The organism is Achromobacter veterisilvae, assembly GCF_900496975.1.
Classification (GTDB): Bacteria; Pseudomonadota; Gammaproteobacteria; order Burkholderiales; family Burkholderiaceae_B; genus Achromobacter; species Achromobacter veterisilvae.
Window position 1 is genome coordinate 43,641 of sequence record NZ_UFQC01000012.1, and the last position, 20,577, is coordinate 64,217.

16 protein-coding genes are annotated in these 20,577 nt (G+C 66.2%); 1 reads left to right on the forward strand and 15 read right to left on the reverse strand.

Features of this window, described 5'->3' with window-relative positions:
- Positions 1-95: 95 nt before the first annotated feature.
- The 15 genes from AVE30378_RS13135 to AVE30378_RS13205 form a co-directional block, all read right to left on the reverse strand.
- Positions 96-959, reverse strand: a complete 864-nt coding sequence (locus AVE30378_RS13135; RefSeq protein WP_165360178.1) for a TauD/TfdA dioxygenase family protein — start codon at positions 957-959, stop codon at positions 96-98.
- 154 nt (positions 960-1,113) lie between these two features.
- Positions 1,114-2,088, reverse strand: coding sequence for a D-2-hydroxyacid dehydrogenase family protein (locus tag AVE30378_RS13140; protein WP_129241317.1), 975 nt, complete (start codon positions 2,086-2,088; stop codon positions 1,114-1,116).
- A 108-nt stretch (positions 2,089-2,196) separates the two neighbouring features.
- Positions 2,197-3,051: an oxidoreductase gene (locus AVE30378_RS13145; protein ID WP_165360179.1), complete on the reverse strand. Its 855-nt coding sequence runs from the start codon at positions 3,049-3,051 to the stop codon at positions 2,197-2,199.
- 217 nt (positions 3,052-3,268) lie between these two features.
- Positions 3,269-5,107: an ABC transporter ATP-binding protein gene (locus AVE30378_RS13150; protein ID WP_129241318.1), complete on the reverse strand. Its 1,839-nt coding sequence runs from the start codon at positions 5,105-5,107 to the stop codon at positions 3,269-3,271.
- A 30-nt stretch (positions 5,108-5,137) separates the two neighbouring features.
- Entirely contained in the window at positions 5,138-6,790 is a 1,653-nt protein-coding gene (locus AVE30378_RS13155) for a rhodanese-like domain-containing protein (protein WP_129241319.1), read from the reverse strand.
- 19 nt (positions 6,791-6,809) lie between these two features.
- Entirely contained in the window at positions 6,810-8,036 is a 1,227-nt protein-coding gene (locus AVE30378_RS13160; RefSeq protein ID WP_129241320.1) for an SfnB family sulfur acquisition oxidoreductase, read from the reverse strand.
- A gap of 58 nt (positions 8,037-8,094) precedes the next feature.
- Entirely contained in the window at positions 8,095-8,937 is an 843-nt protein-coding gene (locus tag AVE30378_RS13165; protein ID WP_129241321.1) for an ABC transporter permease, read from the reverse strand.
- Entirely contained in the window at positions 8,934-9,911 is a 978-nt protein-coding gene (locus tag AVE30378_RS13170) for an ABC transporter permease (RefSeq protein WP_129241322.1), read from the reverse strand. The genes AVE30378_RS13165 and AVE30378_RS13170 overlap by 4 nt, the downstream gene beginning before the upstream one ends.
- 4 nt (positions 9,912-9,915) lie before the next feature.
- On the reverse strand, positions 9,916-11,508 hold the full coding sequence (locus AVE30378_RS13175; protein WP_129241323.1) for an ABC transporter substrate-binding protein: 1,593 nt from the start codon (positions 11,506-11,508) through the stop codon (positions 9,916-9,918).
- Between the two features lie 38 nt (positions 11,509-11,546).
- Positions 11,547-12,737 (reverse strand): LLM class flavin-dependent oxidoreductase, encoded by a 1,191-nt coding sequence (locus AVE30378_RS13180; protein ID WP_129241324.1) that lies wholly within the window; start codon positions 12,735-12,737, stop codon positions 11,547-11,549.
- Between the two features lie 65 nt (positions 12,738-12,802).
- Positions 12,803-14,503, reverse strand: a complete 1,701-nt coding sequence (locus tag AVE30378_RS13185; protein WP_129241325.1) for a dipeptide ABC transporter ATP-binding protein — start codon at positions 14,501-14,503, stop codon at positions 12,803-12,805.
- Positions 14,500-15,342 (reverse strand): ABC transporter permease, encoded by an 843-nt coding sequence (locus tag AVE30378_RS13190; protein ID WP_129241326.1) that lies wholly within the window; start codon positions 15,340-15,342, stop codon positions 14,500-14,502. The genes AVE30378_RS13185 and AVE30378_RS13190 overlap by 4 nt, the downstream gene beginning before the upstream one ends.
- Complete coding sequence (locus AVE30378_RS13195; protein ID WP_129241327.1) at positions 15,339-16,313, reverse strand: ABC transporter permease; 975 nt, start codon at positions 16,311-16,313, stop codon at positions 15,339-15,341. The genes AVE30378_RS13190 and AVE30378_RS13195 overlap by 4 nt, the downstream gene beginning before the upstream one ends.
- A 21-nt stretch (positions 16,314-16,334) precedes the next feature.
- Positions 16,335-17,942, reverse strand: coding sequence for an ABC transporter substrate-binding protein (locus AVE30378_RS13200; RefSeq protein ID WP_165360180.1), 1,608 nt, complete (start codon positions 17,940-17,942; stop codon positions 16,335-16,337).
- 137 nt (positions 17,943-18,079) lie between these two features.
- Entirely contained in the window at positions 18,080-19,390 is a 1,311-nt protein-coding gene (locus AVE30378_RS13205; RefSeq protein WP_129241329.1) for an acyl-CoA dehydrogenase family protein, read from the reverse strand.
- A gap of 268 nt (positions 19,391-19,658) precedes the next feature.
- Between AVE30378_RS13205 and AVE30378_RS13210 the strand changes: the two genes are divergently transcribed.
- The gene (locus tag AVE30378_RS13210; protein ID WP_244235034.1) at positions 19,659-20,486 is read left to right on the forward strand and encodes an IclR family transcriptional regulator; all 828 of its coding nucleotides are present in this window, start codon (positions 19,659-19,661) and stop codon (positions 20,484-20,486) included.
- Positions 20,487-20,577: the final 91 nt, after the last annotated feature.

The following is a 20,577-nucleotide window of genomic DNA, read 5'->3' on the forward strand; positions in this document are numbered from 1 at the left end:
GACGTCCAGAAGACGCGTGGAAGATCCGTCATCAAGCACTACGCCCAGGCGCTCGTGCGCCCTGCTTCCTGAGGTGAATCGCGCCAGTTTCATGATCAGACGGCCTCGAGTTCTCGCGCGGAGCACCAGCGCAACTCGCGGCGGAATTTCTGATCGTCGAACGGCGTGGAGCGGTGGAGCGTGCAACTGTCGTCCCAGACCAGCAGGTCGTGGGGTTGCCACTTATGCGCGTAACGGAACTGCGGCTGGGTGCTGAACTCAGTCAACTCTTCCAGCAGCGCGCGGCCAGCGGCTTCGTCCATGTCGACGATGTGCGAGGCGTGCGCGCCGATGTACAGGTTCTTGCGTCCCGAACCGGCATGGGTGCGTACCAGGGGGTGTTCGGTGGGGGGCAACAGCTTGCGGGTTTCTTCGTTGAAGTTCGTGTAGCCCACCTTGGAACGCGAGGCGTAGACGCTATGGACGACACGCAGGGATTCCAGCGTCTTCTGCCGTTCGGGCGGAAGGGCTTCCCAGGCCGCGCGCATGTCGGCGAACTCGGTATCGGGGGGATCGATCTCGGGCAGGACGATGGCGTTCAGCGCCGTCACACGAGCCGGCGGCTGGCGCATGGACATGTCGGTATGCCAGAACATATTGGCTTTCAGATAGAGCCTGCGCTCGTGGTCTTCCATCATGATCTTGCCCTCTTCGTCGACATTGGATACATCGTAGAAGTAAGGATTCTTCATGCGGGCGTTGTTCATTTGCCGCGCCAGTGCGTTGGGCGGCCCGAACCAGCGGATGAAGGCTTCCTGTTCGGCTTCCGTCAGCGGTTGGTTGCGGAAGTAGATCACGCCATGCTTGGACAGCGCAGCTTCGATGGCGGCGTAGGTGTCATGGTTAAGCGGTTGCCTCAGATCCAGGCCCGAGACTTCGGCGCCAAAGCCGGATTCGACCGGCGTGACCGTGATGGACATGTCTGTTCTCCTATGGGTGAAATACGCCGTGCCTGGCGGCAGGCCATCTCGGATGGTTAGGGGTGTCATCGTCAGCACAGTCTATGAACGGGCTCTCGGTTACGCCAATCCGATCTTTCTATGGGGGGCTATAAGGGGCTTTGATGCGAGCCGGCTATTGGTGGGCCAGGTCCAGTTCGCGTATCGGTTCGCCGGCCATCCAGGCCTGGATGTCTTCCACGGTTTCGCGGTAGAACTGCTCGTAGGCGGCGCGCGTGACGTACCCAAGGTGGGGTGTGATCAGCACATTGGGCAAGGTCCGGAACGGGTGTTCGCGCGGCAGCGGCTCGGTATGAAAGACATCCAGGCCGGCGCCGGCGATGCGGGATTCCCGCAGCGCCTGGATCAAGGCGCTTTCGTCCACCAATCCGGCGCGCGATGTGTTGATGAAATAGGCATTTGGCTTCATGCGCGACAACTCGGCTTCCGAGACCAGGTGCCGTGTGCTGTTGCGTAGCTGCATGGCGATCACGATGTAATCGGCCTGGCTGAACAGATCCGCCTTCGACACGAAGCGCGCGCCGGCGGCATGGGCGCGCTCGGCCGTCAGGTTCGGACTCCAGGCCAGGACCTGCATGCCGAATGCGTTGGCGACTTGGGCGACGCGCTGTCCGATGCGGCCCAGGCCGACCAGCCCCAGCACGGCGCCGTGCAGGTCCTGGCCCACGGTAACTTGCCATTGGCCCCGTTCCAGCGCCGAGCGTTCCTGTTCCAGGTGGCGGGCGTGCGCCAGGATGTGCAGCCAGATGAGTTCGGGCGTGCCATTTTGCGGGGCTTGGGTGCCGCAGACAACGATGCCGAGCTGCTGAGCGGCAGCGATATCCAGGGCGGCGTTGCGCATCGCGGTGGTGACGATCAGCTTCAGATTGGGCAGGTTCCTCAGCATCTCCGCGTCGAGCTTGGTCCGCTCGCGCATCAGGCAGATGACGTCGTAGGGGTGCAGGCGATCTTCCAGGGCGGAGGGGTTTTCAATATGGTCGCTATGGAACGTGACCCGGACATGCTCAGGCAGGGCAGTCCAGTCGGCGCTTTGCCGCGCGGCGTGCTGATAGTCGTCCAGGACGGCTACGTGGATAGATTGTCGGGTCATGGGCGTAGGCGCGCTTTCTTGGGCAGGAAGTGGGAGGGGAACACCGATCGGTTCCCGATCCCGGCATACTCATGCGGGTTCGGGCGATGGTAGGTGCAGCAGGAAACCTCAAGAATCGACGTCAACCGAGAGCGACGTCTGGCGATGCCGATTCAGTTCGGCGAACTGCTCGCGCAAACGGACATCAGCCATCTCGATGGCCCGTTTTCCCATCAGAAGCTGCAAGGGCGGCGCAGCGTCCTGGAACACCCGGAAGATTATTTCGGCCGCACGTGCCGGCGATCCTTCCTGATGGCCGTGCGTTGCGCGCAGCCTTTCATGCCGCAACCCGACGGTTTGCGCATAGTCATCGACGGAGTCAGGCGCGCTCGTCATCGAGCTTCCCTGGAAATCGGTCCGCAGCGGCCCCGGTTCGATGACGGTGACGCGGATGCCCAATGGCCCGACTTCCTTCGCCAGCCCTTGCGATAGGCCCTCCACCGCGAACTTCGATGCGGCGTAGTAGGCCGAACCAGGGCTGCCGACGCGGCCGCTGATGGAGGAAACGTTGAAGATGTGTCCGCTCCGTTGCGCGCGCATGACGGGAAGGACGGCGCGAGTCAGGGACGCAAGTCCGAAAAAATTGGTCTCGAACAGATCGCGGATCTGCTTATCCTTGCCGGCTTCGACGCTGGCGTTGTAGCCAAACCCGGCATTGTTGACAAGCGCGTCGATGCGGCCGAACCGGTCCGTCGCCAGACGCACGGCCCTCGTGACCTGGTCCGGGTCGGTGACGTCCACTGCGCAGGCCGCCGCCTGGTGGTCGGGGTGGGCGGAAATCAACTCGCGGATCGAGTCCAGGTCTCGCGCCGTGACGACGCACCGATGCCCTTGGGCCAGCACGTGCACGGCCAATGCGCGGCCCAGCCCCTTGGAACAGCCCGTTATCAGCCATACCGGCGTGTCGGCATTCGGATTCAACATGCACCCCGCGATTTGCCCGGGCAGTCCGGCAATGAATGTGAGTTTCAGGCAAGTCAGTCTAAGCAGGGGCTGGGCGAGATGCCAATCCGATATTTTTATCGGCCTCCATAACAAGATCTGATAAGTCGGAAAACCGCGAGATTGTTTCGCATCGACATGGCAGGCACGGTCAGCTCAAGCCGGATCGAATGCTGCGAAAAGCTTTACTTGTCGGGTTCTATTCCCACACCATCACCCGATGCGCGTCCGCGACATCCCGGTAGACGCGCTGCGGCAGCGTCGCCGTGGGCGCATGGGTCTGGCTGCGCTCGCGCTGCCAGCCGGCCAGGCCCGCCCGGTTCCTGCGGCGCGTGGGATCGGGTATGGGAACGGCCTCCAGCAACTGCCGGGTATAAGGGTGCTGCGGATTGTTCAGCACCGCTTCGCGCGGTCCGATCTCGACGATTTCACCCAGGTACATGACGGCGATGCGGTGGCTGACGCGCTCGACGGCGGCCAGGTCGTGCGAGATGAACAGGTATGACATGCCCAGGTCGGCCTGAAGCTCCAGCATCAGATTGATGATGCGGGCCTTCACCGATACATCCAGCGCGGAGACGGACTCGTCGGCGATGATGAGCCGCGGTTGCAGGCCCAGGATGCGGGCCAGGCAGATGCGCTGGCGCTGGCCGCCCGAGAACTCGTGCGGAAAGCGCCGCGCCATGTCGGGCTGCAACTGCACCTTGGCAAGCGCCGCCGCGACGTGCTCGTGCACCGAGCGCGGGTCGGCCAGGCCGTGCGCGAGCAAAGGCTCCGCGATGGCCGCGCCCACGGTCTGGCGCGGGTCCAGGCTGGCGAAGGGATCCTGGAAGATGATCTGAATGCGGCGGCGCGCGTCGCGCAACTGCCTGGCAGGCATGCCCAGCAGCTCGCGCCCCTCCAGTTTGATCGATCCTTCCTGCGGCTGATTGAGGCCGACCACGGATCGGCCGATGGTGGATTTCCCGGAGCCCGATTCTCCCACCAGCGCGAGCGTCTCCCCGGGTTGAATGGAGAGGGACACGTTTTCGACGGCATGCACGCGCGCGGTCACGCGGCCGAACAGCCCGCCGCGCACATCGAAGCGAGTCGACAGACCGCTCACCTCGAGCACGGGCGCGGCCGAGGGATCCAGCGTGTCGCGCAGCGCCGGGGCCGGGCGGAATTCGCCCGTATCGACATCGACCAGGCTGAACGGCTCGGGCCGCGGCTTGCCGTTCATGGCGCCCAGGCGCGGCACGGCGGCCAACAGGGCCCGGGTGTAGGGATGGACGGGTTGGGCGAACAAATCGTCGGTGGCGCCATGTTCGACGCACCGCCCTTCACGCATCACGAGCGCGCGGTCGGCGACCTCCGCCACCACGCCCATGTCGTGCGTGATGAAGAGCACGGCCATGCGTTCCTCGCGCTGCAGTTCGGCAATCAGGTCCAGTATCTGCGCCTGGATGGTCACGTCGAGCGCCGTCGTGGGCTCGTCGGCGATGAGGATGGAAGGACTGCAAGCCAGCGCCATGGCGATCATGACGCGCTGGCGCATGCCGCCCGAGAACTGATGGGGAAAGTCGTCGATGCGCGCGCGCGCCTGCGGGACGTGCACACGTTCCAGCAGGCGCGCGGCTTCTGCGCGCGCCGCGCGCCTGTCGAACCCGCGATGGCGCCGAAGCGCCTCGCCGATCTGATATCCCACGGTCAGCACCGGGTTCAGGCTCGTCATTGGCTCCTGGAAGATCATCGACACGGCGGCGCCGCGCACCGCGTCCATCTCGGTGTCGCCCAGTTTCAGCAGGTCGCGGCCGTCCAGCAGGATCTCACCCCGCACGCGCGCGTTCCGCTCGGGCAGCAATCGCATGATGGACAGGGCCGTGACGCTCTTGCCGGAACCCGACTCGCCGACAATGGCCAGCATCTCTCCCCGGGCCACGTCGAACGACAGGTCGTGTATCACAGTGCGCGGCTGATCGGGAGTCCCGAAGGCGACCTGCAAATGACGCACGGACAGCGTGGTTTCGGCGGGGCCGGGGGGAGAGGTCGAGTTCATGGAGGACTCCGTGTATGTGCCGGGCGGGGGTCAAGCGTCGAGGTGGAAGGGCGGGAAGGAAACGGAAGGGTCGCGCCTGATCTGGTCGATGAGCCCCGTTTCCCACTCGATGTAGGTATCGAAGGCGCGAATCCGATCCTCGCGGAAATACGGCGAGAGCCAGACATCGTCCGGGGCGTCGTGCCAGTCTGCTTCCGATTCGCCGCCCAGGGGAAGACCGGCGTCCTGCCAGGCCTGGGTGCCCCCTTTCACGATGAAGACCTCGCGCCCGGTCTGCGCGCGGATGTCTTCGGCGGCCAGGGCCGCCAGCACCGGGTCCGCCGCCACGATGGCGATGTCGCGTCCGGCAAGCGCTTCTTCCAGCCGGGCATCGATGCGGGAACGCAGCGCGAAGCGCGCTCCCGGGATGTGTCCGGCGCGGTAGGTCGGGCTGGGCGAGAAGTCGAACAGCGCGATGCTGTCCGCGTCGAGCCTGGCGCGCAGATCCCGCGGAAGAATGTCGCTCGCGGCCGTGGTCCCGGCCGCTGCCGGCGACGGGGCGGCGCTGGGCTGCACGGTGTCCCGCGCGGGCGGCAGGGCGTAGGTATGGACCTCGTTCCAGCCGAGCTGGATCAGCCACGACGCCGTAATCGCCGAGCGCACGCCGTCGCCGTTGTCGACCAGCACGATGCGCGCGTGGCGCGTCGCGATCCACTTGTCCGTCGCCTGGACGAGCTGTCCGCCTTCCGCCCACAGCGATCCGGGCAGATGCCCCGCTTCGAACTCCGCGGCGGTGCGAACGTCGAGGACATACAGGCTTCGCGTGGAATCGTCGCGCAGCGCCTGCAAGCCGGCGGAGTCGATGCTGGGGATCGCAAAGCGCTCGCGTAGCGCCTGCGCGGCTTGGCGCGACTTGTCGCGCCCGGCGTCCGAAGGCGCCGGCGCCGGGTTGCTGTGCTGATTCCTGAGCGGATAGCCCGCCTTGAACCACGCCATGGCGCCGTTTTCCAGCGCCACCACTCGGTTCGGCAGCCCCGTGTTGATCAGCGCCTGCGCGCCGATGATCGAGCGGGTGCGTCCCGCGCAGCTCACCACCACCAGGGTCCGATCCGAAGAAACCAGATCGTGGACGCGGTACGGCAGTTCGGCGTTCGGGCATGCGTGGGCGCCGGGAATACTGAACTTGTAGAACTCTTCGAGGTTGCGGCCGTCGAGCAGGACGACGTCCGAGCCGTCGTCGAGCAAGGTCTTGAGTTCGTCCGGCGGGATGTGCGGAGTGCCATAGGTGTGTTCGACGAACTCGCCGAATGCCTTCGACAGCACATGCAGGCCGGTGTAGACCTCGCGCCCGTCGGCGCGCCAGCCGTCCACGCCGCCGCCGAGCACGCGCACGTCGGCGTAGCCCAGCGCCCGCAGCCGCCGTGCCGCCAGTGCGGACAGCGCGCCGCCATCGGCGTCATACACGACCACGGGTGTGGTCTTGCGTGGGATGAGGCTGGGCGCCCGGATTTCCAGCACGCTCAGCGGCAATGGCGCGGAATGAATCAAGTGGCCGTCGTCGACGTGGCGCGCCAGTTCGCGCACGTCGACGACGGCTATCTCGCCGGCCTGTTGCAGCGCGTCCGCCAGTTGGGCGGCCTGGATGGAAGATGCATGGTCCGCGGCGCCGGGCGTAGACGGAAAAAGGGTGTCCTTGGCATTCATGTCGGGGAGCCTCGATGGTTCAGATCAGGGACTGGGGGCCGGGCTCGACCCCATTCAAGTAGTAATTTCCCAAGTGGTAGAGCTTCCAGCGGATCGGATCGTGCAGTGTGTGGGTGCGCGCGTTTCGCCAGTGCCGGTCGAGGCCGTATTTCTCGAGGGTGGAGCGGGCGCCCGTCAGCGCGAACAACTGGTCCGACACCTGCAGCGAGGCGTTGGCGCACGCGATGCGCGCATCCGCCGTCGCCAGCCCGGCTTCCAGGGCCAGCGCGGCCGATCCATCGGCGCGCGCCCGGTCGATCTCGGCCGCGGCCGCGCTCAGCAGCCGCTGCGCGATGCGCACCGAATGGCTTACCTCGCCAAAGGCCTGGATGATGAATGGCTCCTTGGCGTGCTCGTCGTAAGGATTGTCTATCCAGGGGCGATTGCTTTCGCGGATGTAGCGGCCCAGATCGTCGAGCGCCTCCTGGGCGATGCCCAGGTCGATGGCGGAGTGCACGAGCGCGGCCAGCAGGCGCGTGGGACGCTTCGAATCGCCGGCGAGGTAGTAGGGGAACACGTTGAAGTCCGGCACGAACACGTTGTCGAACACGGTCGTGCCGCTTGCCGTGGTGCGCTGGCCCATGCCGCGCCAATCGTTGATGATCGTCACGCCTTCAGCCCGCGCGTTCACGAAGAACATGTGCTGCCGTTTCTGCTCGTCGTGGCCGATGAACGGGATCCAATCGGCGAACGCGGCGCCGGTGGAGTAGTACTTCTTCCCGGAGACGGTCCATCCGCCTTCGACCTTGCGCAGCGCGTGCTCGTAGGTGCCGGCGCGATTGCGCGTGTTCTCGGAGTGGGCGTTGCCGATGCTGTCGCCGGCCAGGACGCGCCCGTAAAAGAACTCTGCCTGCGCCGCGGAGCCAAACGAGAAGACGGGCAGGAAGCAGAAGTGGTTCTGCGGAATCTGGCCAATGCTCGGGTCCGCTTTCGACAGAATGCGGAACACCTCCGCCACCGTCGCCGCGCTGGCGGCCAGGCCGCCGTACTGCCGGGGCACCGAGATGGCGAAGAGCCCCGCGCGCTTGAGCGCCGCGATCTCCTCGTGCGGCAGCGCTCGGCGCTGGTCGCGCTCGATGGCGCCGGCGCGGAAGCGCTCAGCCAGGCTGGCCGCGGCGGCCAGCGCCTCGGCTTCGCTCTCGATCCGGTGGGCGGGCGCCTGGCCAGGCGCCGTGCGCGCCGGGCTGTCGTCTATGGTTTCCTGCATGGTTCGTTGTCTCCTTGGCGCACGCGCGGGCCACTGCGCGGCATGTCGAATCAGGGGGTTAGATGTCGGTATTGGGATTGAGCACGAGGCTGATGCCGTTGCCGATGGCGGTGACGGCGATCACGGTCAGCACAATGGCCAGGCCGGGGATCGCGGAGATGTACCAGGCGGTCCGCAACACTTGCCGGCCCGTGCCGATCATGCTGCCCCACGACATGACGTTGGGGTCTCCCAACCCGAGGAAGGCAAGGCCGGCCTCGGTCAGGATGGCCGTTCCCGCGAGAATGGTCGCGGTCACGATGGCCGGCGAGATCACGTTGAGCAGGATGTGGCGCGACACGATGTGGGCCGGGCTCAGGCCCAGCGCGAACGCCGCCGAGATGAACTCGCTCTCCCGCACGCGCAACGTCTCGGCGCGGATCAGCCGGGCGGTCTGGGGCCAGCTCGTCAGGCCGATGGCCAGCACGATGGTGGTGATCGAAGGCGTGAAGATCGCCATGATGGTCACCACGAAGATCATCGAAGGCATGGTCTGGAACAACTCCGTCAGGCGCATCAGCACGTTGCCGATCCAGCCTCCGAAATAGCCGGAGGCCAACCCGACTACGATGCCCAGAACGGTGGACAAGGCTGCTGCGGCGACGCCCACGACGAGCGAGACGCGGGCGCCGTAGACCAGTCCGGCGAGGATGTCGCGGCCGAACATGTCGGTTCCCAACGGAAAGCGCGCATCGGCGCCGGGCCACAGGAAAGGCTGGCCCACCATTGCGAACGCGTCGTGCCCGAACAGCAGCGGCGCCGCCGCCGCGATGAGCGCGAGGGCGACCAGCAGGATCAAAGCCGCCAGCGCGGCCCGGTGGCTGCTGAAGCGTCGCCAGCCCGATTGCGTGCCATGGGTCATTTCAGTTCTATCCTCGGATCGAGTCGGGCGTAGACCAGGTCGGTCATGATGTTGGCGAACATGACCACCAGCGAGCTGCAGAACAGCACGCCCAGCAGAAGGTTGAGATCGCGCTGCATCACCGCGTCGAACGCCAGGCGGCCCATTCCAGGCCACGCGAACACGGTCTCGACCACGACGGAGCCGCTCAGGATCGAGCCGATCTGCATGCCGGTGACCGTCACGACGGGGAGCAGCGCGTTGCGCAGGACGTGAATGATGGAAACGCGGTGCTTGCCGATGCCCTTGGCCTTTGCGGTGCGCACGAAATCGAGCTTCTGCACGTCCTTGATCGCGGCGCGCGTGATGCGCGCGTAGATCGCGACGTAGAAGAGCGTCAGGCTCAGGACAGGCATGATCATGTGCTTGCCGATATCCGCCAGCCGCTCGAACCCCTGGTACTCGGCGTCCAGGTCCTCGACGCCTCCGGTCGGCAGCCATTTGAGATGGATCGAGAAGAACACGATGAGCATCAGGCCGACCCAGAAGAGCGGCGTGGCGAATCCGATGCTGGTAAACACGGATACGACGTTCTTCAGCCATGCCCGGCGGGTGTTGGCGCCCAGCCAGCCCAGCCCGACACCGAGCAGGACGGCCAGCGCCAGGCTGGCCCCGGCCAGCATCGCCGTGGCGGGCAGCCGGTCGGCGATCAGGGCCGTGACTTCCATGCCGTTGCGAAACGAGTAGCCCAGGTCGAAGCTCAGCAGTTTCTGGTAGTAATGAAGGAGCTGCGCCAGCAAGGACTGATCGGTGCCAAACTGGGTGCGCAGCTCCGCCATGAACTCCGGCGTGGCCGCGCCCATTTCGCCCGCCATGATCTCGGAGATGTCTCCCGGAGCCAGCTTGAGCAGGAAAAAGTTCGCCAGGATGATCAGCAGGGCCACCGGAATGATCTGGATCAGGCGGCCGCAGACGTAGGTGAGTTGGCGCAGCATGCGATCAGCTCCGGGGTTCCAGCCAGACGTCGCGGAACGACTTCGCGTAGCCGTCGGGGAACGTGCTCAGCCCCTGCACGCGGCTGGACACCACGCTGAAATGCTGCAACTCCAGCAGATTGATCGAGGGCAGATCGTCCTGCGCGATCTTCTGGAACCGCACCAGCAGCTCGCGGCGCTTGGCCGGATCGTTTTCGGTGAAGCTGGCCTCGATGATCTTGTCGAGGTCGGGGTTCGAGTAGCCGGTGCCGTTGGACCAGGGCACGCCCTTGGCGATCGTCTTGGTCCAGTAGCGGCGCAGTACGCCGAACTGCGGGTCGGCGCCCGCCGCGTAATACGTGCTGAACGTGTCGAAGTCGCGCTCGCCGAAGATCGTGCGGTGGAACTGAGCGAGGTCCAGGTTCACCAATTGGACCTCCACGCCCACTTGCTTGAGCGATTCCTTCAGAAACTCGCCGACCCGCTTGAAGACGTCGCCGTAAGGCATGGTGTGGTGCGTGATGCGCAAGCGCACTCCGTCCGCCTTGCGAGGCAGGCCGGCCTCGTCCAGCAGTTGCTCGGCCTTCTTGAGGTCGAAGGGATATTGCGTGGTCTCGCTGGTGTAATTCGCCGCCTGGGCGCTGGGGATCGGGCCGGTCGCGAGCTTGGCCAGGCCGAACCAGACCTTGTCGGCGAGCGCCTGGCGGTCGATGGCATGGGCGAATGCGGCGCGCACGCGCTTGTCCTGGAACTGCGGTCGATCGAGGTTGAAATCGAAGAAGAACTGCGGCACGAAGATGCCGTAGCCGCCGGTCTCGATGCGCAGCCCGGGCAATTGCTTCAAGCGCGAGACTTCGGACGGCGCCACCGAGCTGAAGGGCGAGTAATGGACCTCGCCCGCTTCCAGCGCCGCGGCGCGAGCGCCCGGATCCGTGATGGTCTTTATCCGGACGCGGTTCAGGTAGGGACGGCCGCGCCAGTAGTCGGGATTGCGCTCGAGCAGGATGTAGTCGCCCCGCTGCCATTCTTTGAACACGAATGGGCCCGTGCCAATCAGCTTGTTGTTCCATTCGTTGGTGAGCGGAGACTTGCCTTCATAGAGGTGGCGCGGAAGAATCGCCGCTTCCGTGGAGGAGAGCACCGCCCAGATCGCCGGCGAGGGTTCCGAGAGCCGGAAGACCGCGGTATGCGCGTCGGGCGTATCCACTGCCTGCACCGCTTTGTACGCGGTGCCGGCGCGAGGGTTCACCTTCTTGATGACTTCGAGCACGGTGTACTGCACATCCGCCGAGGTGAACGGCCTGCCGTCATGCCACTTGACGTCGCGGCGCAGCCGGAACGTGATGGTCAGGCCGTCCGGCGAAGCCTCCCAGCTTTCCGCCAGCGCCGGCACCGGCTTGTAGTTCTCGTCGTATTCGACCAATCCTTCGACCACCTGCCCCGCCAGGATGCCGGCGGTGTTCGAGTTGAACAGGAAGCTCGACGGTTCGGGTTCCAGATTGATCACGAAGGTGCCGCCTTCGCGCGGCGCGGTCTTGGCGAGGGCATTGAGCGGCACGCTGCTGGCCAGCAGCGCGCTCGAGGCCGAGAGAATGAAGGTACGGCGATCCAGGGTCATGACAGGTTCCGGTGTAGAGAGATAGGGTTCCAGGGCGCTCAGGCGGCGGCCGGCGTGGCGGTTAGACGGTCTTCCGGGATGCGCAGGCCCGCCTCGTAGAGCAGGGGCAATACCTTCTCGGCGAAGTGCTCCAGGTCCGGCGCGAAGTCGTAGAAGGTGACCTGCACTCCGTCGATCCCCGCTGCCTTCAGCTTGAGCAGCGCGTCGACAATCTGTTCGGGACTGCCGACCAAGTGCAGATTGCCGCCTATGGCGCGGTGCTGGCGGCGCTGATTGCGCCAGGCATGGCTGTCGCCGCGCCGGCCGTGTTCGGCGAAGTTCTCCACCGCCTCGACGTCCGCCGCGGCCTCGATCGCATCGCGATAGGCGATCGCCTCCTGTTCGGTGTCCCGGCAGATCACCATGGGATTGATCATGGTCCGCAGGCTGCTTCCCTGCTTCGCCGCCGTCGCGCGGATGTTGGCGATGTGGTCGGGCAGGCTGGCGAGCGCGTCCTCCAACTGGTTGCCCGCCGGACTGGTGATGAAGACAAGGTCGGAATGGCGGGCGGCGAACTCGATGCCGGCGCGCGATCCCGCCGCGTTGACGAGCACGGGGCGGCCATAGGCCGGCTTGGGCGTGACGAAGGCGTCTTCCATTGCCCAGTGCGGCCCGTCGACGGTGAGATTGCGATCGAGCGACCACAACTGCTTGAGCCGTTCCACGAACACGTCGGCCATCTCGTAGCGGGTGTCGTGCTCGATCTTCTTCATGCCGAACATGAGCGGCTCGCGCTCCGCATAGCCCGTGACGACGTTGATGCCCCAGCGCCCCTTGGAGATGTGATCGAGCGTGGCGCCGAACTTGGCCAGATGCACCGGGTGCCAGGGGCCGTACAGGATATGCAGCGTGGAGATCAGCAGGATGCGCTCGGTGCATGCGGCCAGCGCCGCGGTCGCCATGAACGAGTCGAGGGAAATCTCGCGATAGCGGGTCTTGCCGCCATAGCCGCCGTGACTGGCCCATTGGGCCAGCCCGAACACCAGGTCGAAACCCAGCGCCTCGGCGCGCTGCGTCAGCCTGGCGTTGTAGTCGAATGTCCAGGTGGTCGTGCGCGGCAGCGTCGAGGGCGTCCAGCCGCCGTCCTGGATCGGCAGGAACAGGCCAAGGATGAAGGGCTGGCGCAGGACGCGCGCGAGCGGGCTGTCCGGCTCCGTGGCGGGCGAGCGGGCGGGGATCGTATCGGTCATGATGGGGTTCCGGAAAGAGCTGTTTCTATGGGGATCGTGGCGAAGAACGTCGGTCGAGGCGGCCGTCAGGCCACCGCGGCCAGCGTCGAATCCCCGGCAGGCAAGGCGTTGTCGAGCGCGCTCGCCGGGAGGTCCGGCACGGCGTCCAGCAATTGACGTGTGTAGGCATGGGCCGGATGCAGGTAGACCTGTTCGGTCGGGCCGTGTTCGACTATCCGGCCCTCGTGCATCACGGCAATCTCGTCGGCGATCCGCCGCACCACGGCCAGGTCATGCGAAATGAAGAGGTAAGTCAGGCCCAGTTCCGCCTGCAGGCCTTCGAGCAGACGCAATATCTGCGCCTGCACGGTCACGTCCAGCGCGGAGACCGGCTCGTCCAGCACCAGGATCGACGGTTCGGCGGCGAGCGCGCGCGCGATGGCGACCCGTTGCAGTTGCCCGCCGGAAAGCTCGCGGGCGCGCCGCGCCAGCGCGCTTTGGGGAAGCGCCACCATATCGAGCAGCGCCTCGATGCGCGCCTGCCGCGAACGGGCATCGCCGATCTCGAAGGCGCGCAGGGGCTCGGCAAGCACGGTCTGGATTCGGTGCCGCGGATTGAGCGAGAGGTAAGGATTCTGATAGACGTATTGGACGCGGCGCCGAAATGCGCGCTCCCGGTCTGGCGCCAGCAATGCGCCAGCGGCGTCGCGGACCTCGATCTCACCGGCCGATGGGGCGACGAAACGCGCGATCGCGCGGGCAGTGGTGGTCTTGCCGGACCCCGACTCGCCGACGATCGCAAGGGTGGTGCCCGGCTTGACGCTGAACGACACGTCGTTCACCGCCCGGTGCGCCGGACCCCGGCGCGAGGCGTAATCCACGCTCACGCCGTTCAGCCGGATGGCGGGCGCGGGTATGCCGGGGATGGCCGGCGCGCGTGGCGCGCGCCGCCCGGCATCGGCGCCGGGCACGTCGCGCAGCAGTTGGCGGGTGTATTCGTGTTGCGGCGCGCGCAGCACCCGGTCCGTCGGGCCGGCTTCGACGATGCGGCCGTGCCGCAGGACCACGACGTTCTGCGAACGTTCCGCGGCAACGCCGATATCGTGCGTCACCAGCAGCACCGCGGTCCGATCCTCGGCTTTGCGCTGATCGATCAGATCCAGGATGGCTTTCTGCACGGTGACATCGAGCGCCGAGGTCGGCTCGTCGGCGATCAGGATGCGCGGCGTGAAGGTGAGCGCGATGGCGATCAGCACGCGTTGCTGCATGCCGCCTGAAAGCTCATGCGGGTAGCGCCGCGCCACGGCGGCCGGATCGCGGAAGCCGACACGTTGCAGCAGGCCGAGGATGCGGGCCTGGCGCGCGCCCGAGGGTTCGCGCAGTCCGTGCACCCGCAGCGTTTCCTCGAGCTGCAGGCCGATCGGGATCAGCGGGTCGAGCGAGCGCGCGGGGTTCTGCGGCACATAGCCGATCTCGGTCCCGCGCAACGGCCGCAGCTCACGCTCGCTCAACCTGAGCAGATCGTGTTGGGCGAAGCGTATCCTGCCGCTGGCGCGAGCGGCGTCGGCCAGATTCCCGGCAATGCTGCCGGCGATGGTGCTCTTGCCCGAGCCGGACTCGCCCAGCAGGGCGGTGGTTTCGCCGCGGCGCAGCGAGAAGCTGACGTCCGCGAGGGCGGCCACGTCCTGGCCGTCTACCCGATAGGCCACGCTCAGATCTTCGACGCTGAGCAAGACCTCATTGTCGGTGGCGGCGGCGTGCGCGCGCGAGGAGAGAGAGGAGTTCATTGATGCTCCCTGCGGATTTCGGCGGCAACTCGGCTGGCCGACAGCACCGCGGCGACGATCACCAGGCCGGGCAGCGTCGTAAGCCACCAGGCGAACGCGAGATAGTCGCGCCCCTCGGCCACGAGCAGGCCCCATTCGGGGGTGGGCGGAGGCGTGCCGAGGCCCAGGAATCCGAGCGTGGCGATGGCGAGGATGGCGGTGCCGAACTGCAGCGCCGCCAGGCCCAGCACCGGCGTGATGGCATTGGGCAGGATGTGGCGGACCACGATGCCGAATTCGCCGACACCCGAGCCGCGCGCCGCTTCGACATAGGGCAGCGCGCGCACCCGCAGGACCTCGGCGCGGGTCAGCCGCGCGAAGACGGCGATGGACGCCACGCCCACCGCCATCGCGGCATTGCCGGTGCCGAAGCCGAACGTCACGACGATCGCCATGCTGAGCAGCAGGTTAGGAATGGCCAGCAGCACGTCGACCAGGCGCATGGCAATGGCATCCACCGCGCCGCCGAAGTAGCCGGACACCAGGCCGATGCCCACGCCCGCGAACAGGCCGAGCGATACCGCGATCGCGGCGCCGCTGAGCGAGAGCGACGCGCCGTGTATCGTGCGGCTCAATACATCCCGGCCCAGCGCGTCGGTGCCGAAAGGATGCAGCAGGCTGGGCGCGAGCAGGCGGTTGGCCGGATCGCTATCCAGCGGGCCGTACGGTGCGAGGAGGCCCGGCGCCAGCGCGCTGAGCACGGACAGGGCCAGAATGAAGAGCGCCAGGACCAGGCCGGGGCTCCAGCGCCGGGACCGGCGGCGCGTAGCGGGAAGGGTCAACGAAGTAGCCACATTCATGATGCGATGACCTTGGGAGCCGCGGCGGGACGCGTCGCCGAGCGGGCGGCCCGTTCGCGCGGGTCGACGATGGGGTGCAGTACGTCCACCAGCCAGTTGAACGTCACGAACACGAAGGCGGCGATCAACACGACGGCCTGGATCACCGGCAGGTCCTGGTTCGCGACGGAGCGCTCCGTCAGAAAGCCCAGCCCCGGGCGCGAGAAGATGGTTTCCGTGACGACCGCGCCGGCGACGAGTTCGCCGATCGTGAGTCCCAGTACCGTGAGGACCGGCATCAGGCAGTTGCGCAGCACGTGGCGCGCATAGATGCCGAAGGCGCCCACGCCCTTGGTCTTGAGCACGGCCACGAACGGTTCTTTGTAGACCGCTTGGACGCTGGCCATCAGCACCGCGGCCAATGGCGCGCTGACCGGCAGCGCCATGGCCAGCGCGGCGAAGACCAGGGAGGACGCGGCCTGGTCGTCGACGGCGACGAACAGGCCCAGGCGAAACGAAAACACCTGGATCACGATCAGCCCCAGCCAGAACATGGGCACGGAGACGAACAGGCTGGGCAGCAGTTCCAGGAAATGGCGCAGGGCCTTCCAGCGGGTCAGGGCGACCGTGCTGACGATGGCCAGCGCGAGCAGCAGCGCGAACACCACACCCAGCCCCGTGAGCTTCAGGGTGGATGGAAAGGCGCTCGCCAGTAGATGCGTGACCGTCTCCCCCGACACGAGCGAATAGCCGAGATCGCCGTGCAGCAGCCGGTTGAGCGCGTCGGCGTATTGCTCCCAGGCCGAGCGGTCCAGGCCGTAGTAGGCCAGGATTTTGGCGCTGTCCTCGGGGCTGACGGGATTGTCCGGGTCGGCCAGGCGCACGCTGATGGGATCCAGCGGAATCAGGTAGAGCAGTGCATAGCTCGCGGTATAGGCGAGCCACAGCACTGTCAGTGCCTGTCCGGTGCGGCGCAGGAAGTATCGGAGCATGGCGGCAGTGAGAAATCTGGCTTACTTGGACAGCCAGGTGGTCAGGAAGTACGGCCGTCCTTGAGGCTCATGGCCGATGCCGTGCACCTTCTTCGACACGCCGTATACCAACGCGTCCTCGTACAACGGAATGCCGAGCCCGTTGTCCAGCACGAAGGTCTGCACTTCGGCGGCGATCCGCTTGCGGACCGCGAGGTCCGTCGTTTCGTTCTGCTTGCGTACCAGCGCGTCCAATTCGGGAATCGCGCGGTTGGCCTGGTTGCCCACGGTGCTGTCCCAGGTGAAGCGCAGCGCGTCGATATCAAAGCGGATCTGCGAAGTCTGGAAGAAGGCGTTGACCTTGCCGTCGCGCTGCACCTTCGAGTAGGTGGCCGTATCGGCCTTGCGCAGTTGCAGATCGATGCCCACGCGTTTCCATTGTTCGGCCAGCAGTTCGAAGCCGCCTTGCGACGTAATGTGATGCAGCGAGATATAGGTGGGAATCGTGAGCTTCCTGCCGTCCTTGTAGCGGTAACCGTCAGGGCCGGTCTTCCAGCCAGCCTCGTCCAGCAGCGCCGCGGCGCCCTTCGGGTCGTAGGCGAGGCGCTGGGAGTTATCCACCCAGCCCGGATTGCTGCGGCCAAGCACCGAGCTGGCGATGCCGTAGCTGTCCGACAGCAGGGCCTTCTTGATCTCGTTGCGGTCCGTGGCCAGGTTCAGCGCGCGGCGCACCCGCACGTCTTCCAGGTTGGGCGTGCTGGAGTTCACGGTCAGTTGGTTCGCGACGTTGGCCGTGATCACTTCCAGACGATGGTTGGGCGATCGCTTCACCAGGGGCTCGTCGGTGGGCAGGATGCCGCGGACAGCGTCGGCCTGGCCGGCAAGCAAGGTGCCCACTCGCACGCTGCCCTCGGTGGCGATGGTGTGGACGAAGCCGTCGATCCATGCCGGCCCCGGGTGATTCAGCGCGGAGGGAGCCCAGTTGTAGTCGTCTCGCCGTTTGTAGACGATCTCCTTGCCCGGGCGTTCGGACACGAACACGAACGGGCCGGTGGTCACGAGGTTCTTGCCCTGGCACTGGTCCTGGTAAGGCAGGGCCAGTGTGCTGGGCGCGAGGATTCCGGCCTGCGGCATCGAAAGCTGCTGGGGGAAGCTGACGTTGGGGCGTGTGAAATAGACGGAGATCTGCGTGGGCGAGTCCACTTCCGTGCGATCGTAGTTCGCCACCATCGACCACTTTGGAATGCCGAGCGAGCTGTCGCCCCGCGCGATCTGATCGAGGTTCGCCTTGACGATGTCGGCGGTCAGCTTGGTGCCGTCGCTGAAACTGACGCCTTCCCGCAGCGAGAACGTGTAGCGCGTGGCGTCTTCATTGGCTTTCCACGACGCCGCGAGCCAGGGCGACAGTTCGGCCGTCTCGGAATCCTGATAGACCAGACGTTCGAGAATGCTGTTGGAGATCACGGAGTTCGCATAGGTGCCGCCGCCCGACGGGGCAAGGCAGGCCCAGCCGAGGTAGTCCAGCACGCGCAACGTGCCGCCGCGCTGTGGCGTATCCGCCGCGGCCGCCAGTGTTGCGGCGCTGCCGCCCACGGCCAGCAACACGGTGCCGGCCAGCGACGCCCAGCGGGCCATTCTTCTTTCTTTCATGTTCAACTCTCCGTTCATTTCGCCAGCAGTGCCGGCGTCGTGCGTAGTTCAAGGGTGCGCGCGGCCCTCGCGCCGGATCGGGCACGATGGATGGCGTATCGAATGCGGTCCCGGCGCCGCCGCGCCGGGGACGGTGTCTAGAAGAAGCCTTGCTTCGGCAAGGGTTCGCCGCGCGCGTGATAGGCGCCGATGGCGAGAGCCTTGTAGAGCGAAGGGTTGTGCGTGGACACGGTTCGCGCGTTGCGCCAGTGGCGGTCGAGCTGGCGCTGGCGGTGCGTGGCGGACGCGCCGCCCAGGTCGAATAGCAGGGTGGCCGCGGCCGTGCCGAGCGCGTCGATCGACACCTTGGCGCGCGCCGCGTTCAACGCGGCGGCGTGGTTGGCCTCGGAGCGTTGCGCGAATGGCAGCGCGGCCGCGCGGTCGAAGCTCTCCGCGGCGTTGAGAATGATCGAGCGCGCGGCATAGGCATGGGCGGAAAGCTGGCCCAGGGCGTGCAGCAGCAGCGGATCGGCCGTCGGGTCCGGGCTCGGCGCGAAGTACAGATGCTGCTTGCGGCTCTTGATCAGGGCCAGCGCGTCGTCGAACGACGCCTGCACGATGCCGGCGATCACCGCCGTCAGGAATAGCTGCGGCAGACTCGATCCATATTCGGCGCCCGGAAGCGTGCGCGAGCGTTGCAGCACCTGCGCGTCGTGTTCGATGCGCACTTCGTGCAGGTTCGCGGTGCCGCTGGCAGTGAAGCGCTGACCGAAGCCGGCCCAATCGTCGATGACTTCCACGCCAGGCGCACTGATAGGGACGACGACGGTCAGCGTTTCGGACTCGTCGTCGCGCGTGGCCTGGATGGCAAGCCAGTCGGCGTACACGCTGCCCGTGGCGTACTGCTTCTTGCCGTGCAGAATCTGCGCCTTGCCCTCGCGGCGCAGCGTCGTGGCGAAATGGCTCAGGTCTGCCACGCGGCCGTCTGCTTCGCGCGGACGGACGGCGTCGGTCACGCCGTTGGCGAACAGGTCGCCGCCCGCGGCGCGCGCCAGCCAGTGGCCGGCTTTTTCCCGATCCGCCAGCGAGAGCAGGCCGTTCACGAAGCCGTAGTGGTTGCGGAAAATGTGCGCCACATTGGCGTCGGCGGCGGCGAGGCGTACGACGAGCCCGAACAGCTCGCGATAGCTCAGCCCTCTTCCGCCGGCGGATTTTGGCAAGATCAGCGCGCCGAAACCCTGAGCGAGCAGTGCGCGCACTTCCGCGCGCGGGAGGTCGCCCGAGTTCTCGCGCGCGGGCGCCGTCTCCGCAATGCGGCGAAAGAGTTCAGTCCATTCGTCATTCTCCCGGGAGTCGAATGCCGCGGCGGCCTGAATGCCGGGCGCCTGATCTCCAATCGTTTCGGGCTCGTGTCCCGAAGGCTCGGGAGTGGTCAGCGGTGACGCGTCGTTCTGCTTGGCTTCCATCATTCATCCAGATATCGGTTCGGGGAATCACCGCTCCAAAAGATGGAAAAATAATTCCTTTTTTTTAAGATAGAGGACGGTAGGACCGGAAGCAAAGAATGGATCCTGATATGGTTATGCGCCTTGTGCCGAGGCAGGCCGGCGGCCATCATGTCGGCGCCGCCACCCAGCATGCTAGGCCCGGAACACCAGCCTCCATGACGGGCCGCGCATATTCCCGCCACCCGCGTCACCACGCGACAACCGGACGATCGACCTATAAGGCAGACCCATGAAGCTACAAAGAAAGAGTGTGTCCGAAGCGATGGCGCCCGCGCCGGTCCAGGAATCCAATGCGTTGTTGCGCGGCCTCAAAGTGCTTGCGGCGCTCGCGGACGCCGCCAGGCCGATGAGCCTGTCCGACATCGGCGAAGGCGTCGGGCTGCCGCCCAGCACCACGCATCGGGTGCTGCAGAACCTGCTGAAGGACGCCTACGTCTACCAGGATGCGCAGGGCCGCTACGGGCTTGGCGCAGCGGGATTGCAACCCTTGCCTCTGGACCATCCGCTGAATGTGCTGCGGCGGGACGCGATAGCGCCGATGCGCGCTTTGCAGGCCGCGTTCGGGCCGTCGATATTGTTGTTCGCCTTTCCGGGACGCCAGCGCGTGGTGGTCGACTATGTGCCGGGCAGCTATCACGTCACCCCGTACTTCGACACGCGCGTCACCGCGCCGTTGCATGCGTCGGTGTCGGGCAAGCTGCTGCTCAGCGGGCTGGGCGCGGCGGAGCGCGACGAGCTTCTGGGGCCTCAGCCGTATCGTTCACGTACCGACAGCACGCTGGTCAAGCGAAGTGCCTTGTTCAAGCAGCTCGACGCGATCGCCAGCGACGGTATCGCCACCAACGTGAACGAGAACGTGCAGGGCATTTCCGCGATCGGCACGCGCCTCGCCACGCCGGAAGGCAGGAACTTCGGCGCCATCGTGATCACGGGGCCGGCATCGTTCTTCACCGACGCGGCGCTGACTCAGATGGGCGCGGACCTGAGCGCCACGGCGGAGATGCTGCGGAACACGTCGGCATCGAGCCGGCTGATGGGCAGGCTGCTGGGCCGATAACGGTGTGATTGAAGGCTCCGGCATTCTCTGCCGCCCGCCGCCGGGCAAACCCGTCTTTGCAAGACCGTCAAACCTGCGATAATTGCGAATC

Bases quoted from the DNA above. Each gene is read 5' to 3' on its own strand.
- AVE30378_RS13210 (WP_244235034.1), top strand. From the start codon at position 19,659: ATGAAGCTACAAAGAAAGAGTGTGTCCGAAGCGATGGCGCCCGCGCCG.
- AVE30378_RS13170 (WP_129241322.1), bottom strand. From the start codon at position 9,911: ATGCTGCGCCAACTCACCTACGTCTGCGGCCGCCTGATCCAGATCATT.
- AVE30378_RS13145 (WP_165360179.1), bottom strand. From the start codon at position 3,051: ATGTTGAATCCGAATGCCGACACGCCGGTATGGCTGATAACGGGCTGT.
- AVE30378_RS13150 (WP_129241318.1), bottom strand. From the start codon at position 5,107: ATGAACTCGACCTCTCCCCCCGGCCCCGCCGAAACCACGCTGTCCGTG.
- AVE30378_RS13195 (WP_129241327.1), bottom strand. From the start codon at position 16,313: ATGCTCCGATACTTCCTGCGCCGCACCGGACAGGCACTGACAGTGCTG.
- AVE30378_RS13200 (WP_165360180.1), bottom strand. From the start codon at position 17,942: ATGAAAGAAAGAAGAATGGCCCGCTGGGCGTCGCTGGCCGGCACCGTG.
- AVE30378_RS13135 (WP_165360178.1), bottom strand. From the start codon at position 959: ATGTCCATCACGGTCACGCCGGTCGAATCCGGCTTTGGCGCCGAAGTC.
- AVE30378_RS13155 (WP_129241319.1), bottom strand. From the start codon at position 6,790: ATGAATGCCAAGGACACCCTTTTTCCGTCTACGCCCGGCGCCGCGGAC.
- AVE30378_RS13165 (WP_129241321.1), bottom strand. From the start codon at position 8,937: ATGACCCATGGCACGCAATCGGGCTGGCGACGCTTCAGCAGCCACCGG.
- AVE30378_RS13205 (WP_129241329.1), bottom strand. From the start codon at position 19,390: ATGATGGAAGCCAAGCAGAACGACGCGTCACCGCTGACCACTCCCGAG.
- AVE30378_RS13160 (WP_129241320.1), bottom strand. From the start codon at position 8,036: ATGCAGGAAACCATAGACGACAGCCCGGCGCGCACGGCGCCTGGCCAG.
- AVE30378_RS13175 (WP_129241323.1), bottom strand. From the start codon at position 11,508: ATGACCCTGGATCGCCGTACCTTCATTCTCTCGGCCTCGAGCGCGCTG.
- AVE30378_RS13180 (WP_129241324.1), bottom strand. From the start codon at position 12,737: ATGACCGATACGATCCCCGCCCGCTCGCCCGCCACGGAGCCGGACAGC.
- AVE30378_RS13140 (WP_129241317.1), bottom strand. From the start codon at position 2,088: ATGACCCGACAATCTATCCACGTAGCCGTCCTGGACGACTATCAGCAC.
- AVE30378_RS13190 (WP_129241326.1), bottom strand. From the start codon at position 15,342: ATGAATGTGGCTACTTCGTTGACCCTTCCCGCTACGCGCCGCCGGTCC.
- AVE30378_RS13185 (WP_129241325.1), bottom strand. From the start codon at position 14,503: ATGAACTCCTCTCTCTCCTCGCGCGCGCACGCCGCCGCCACCGACAAT.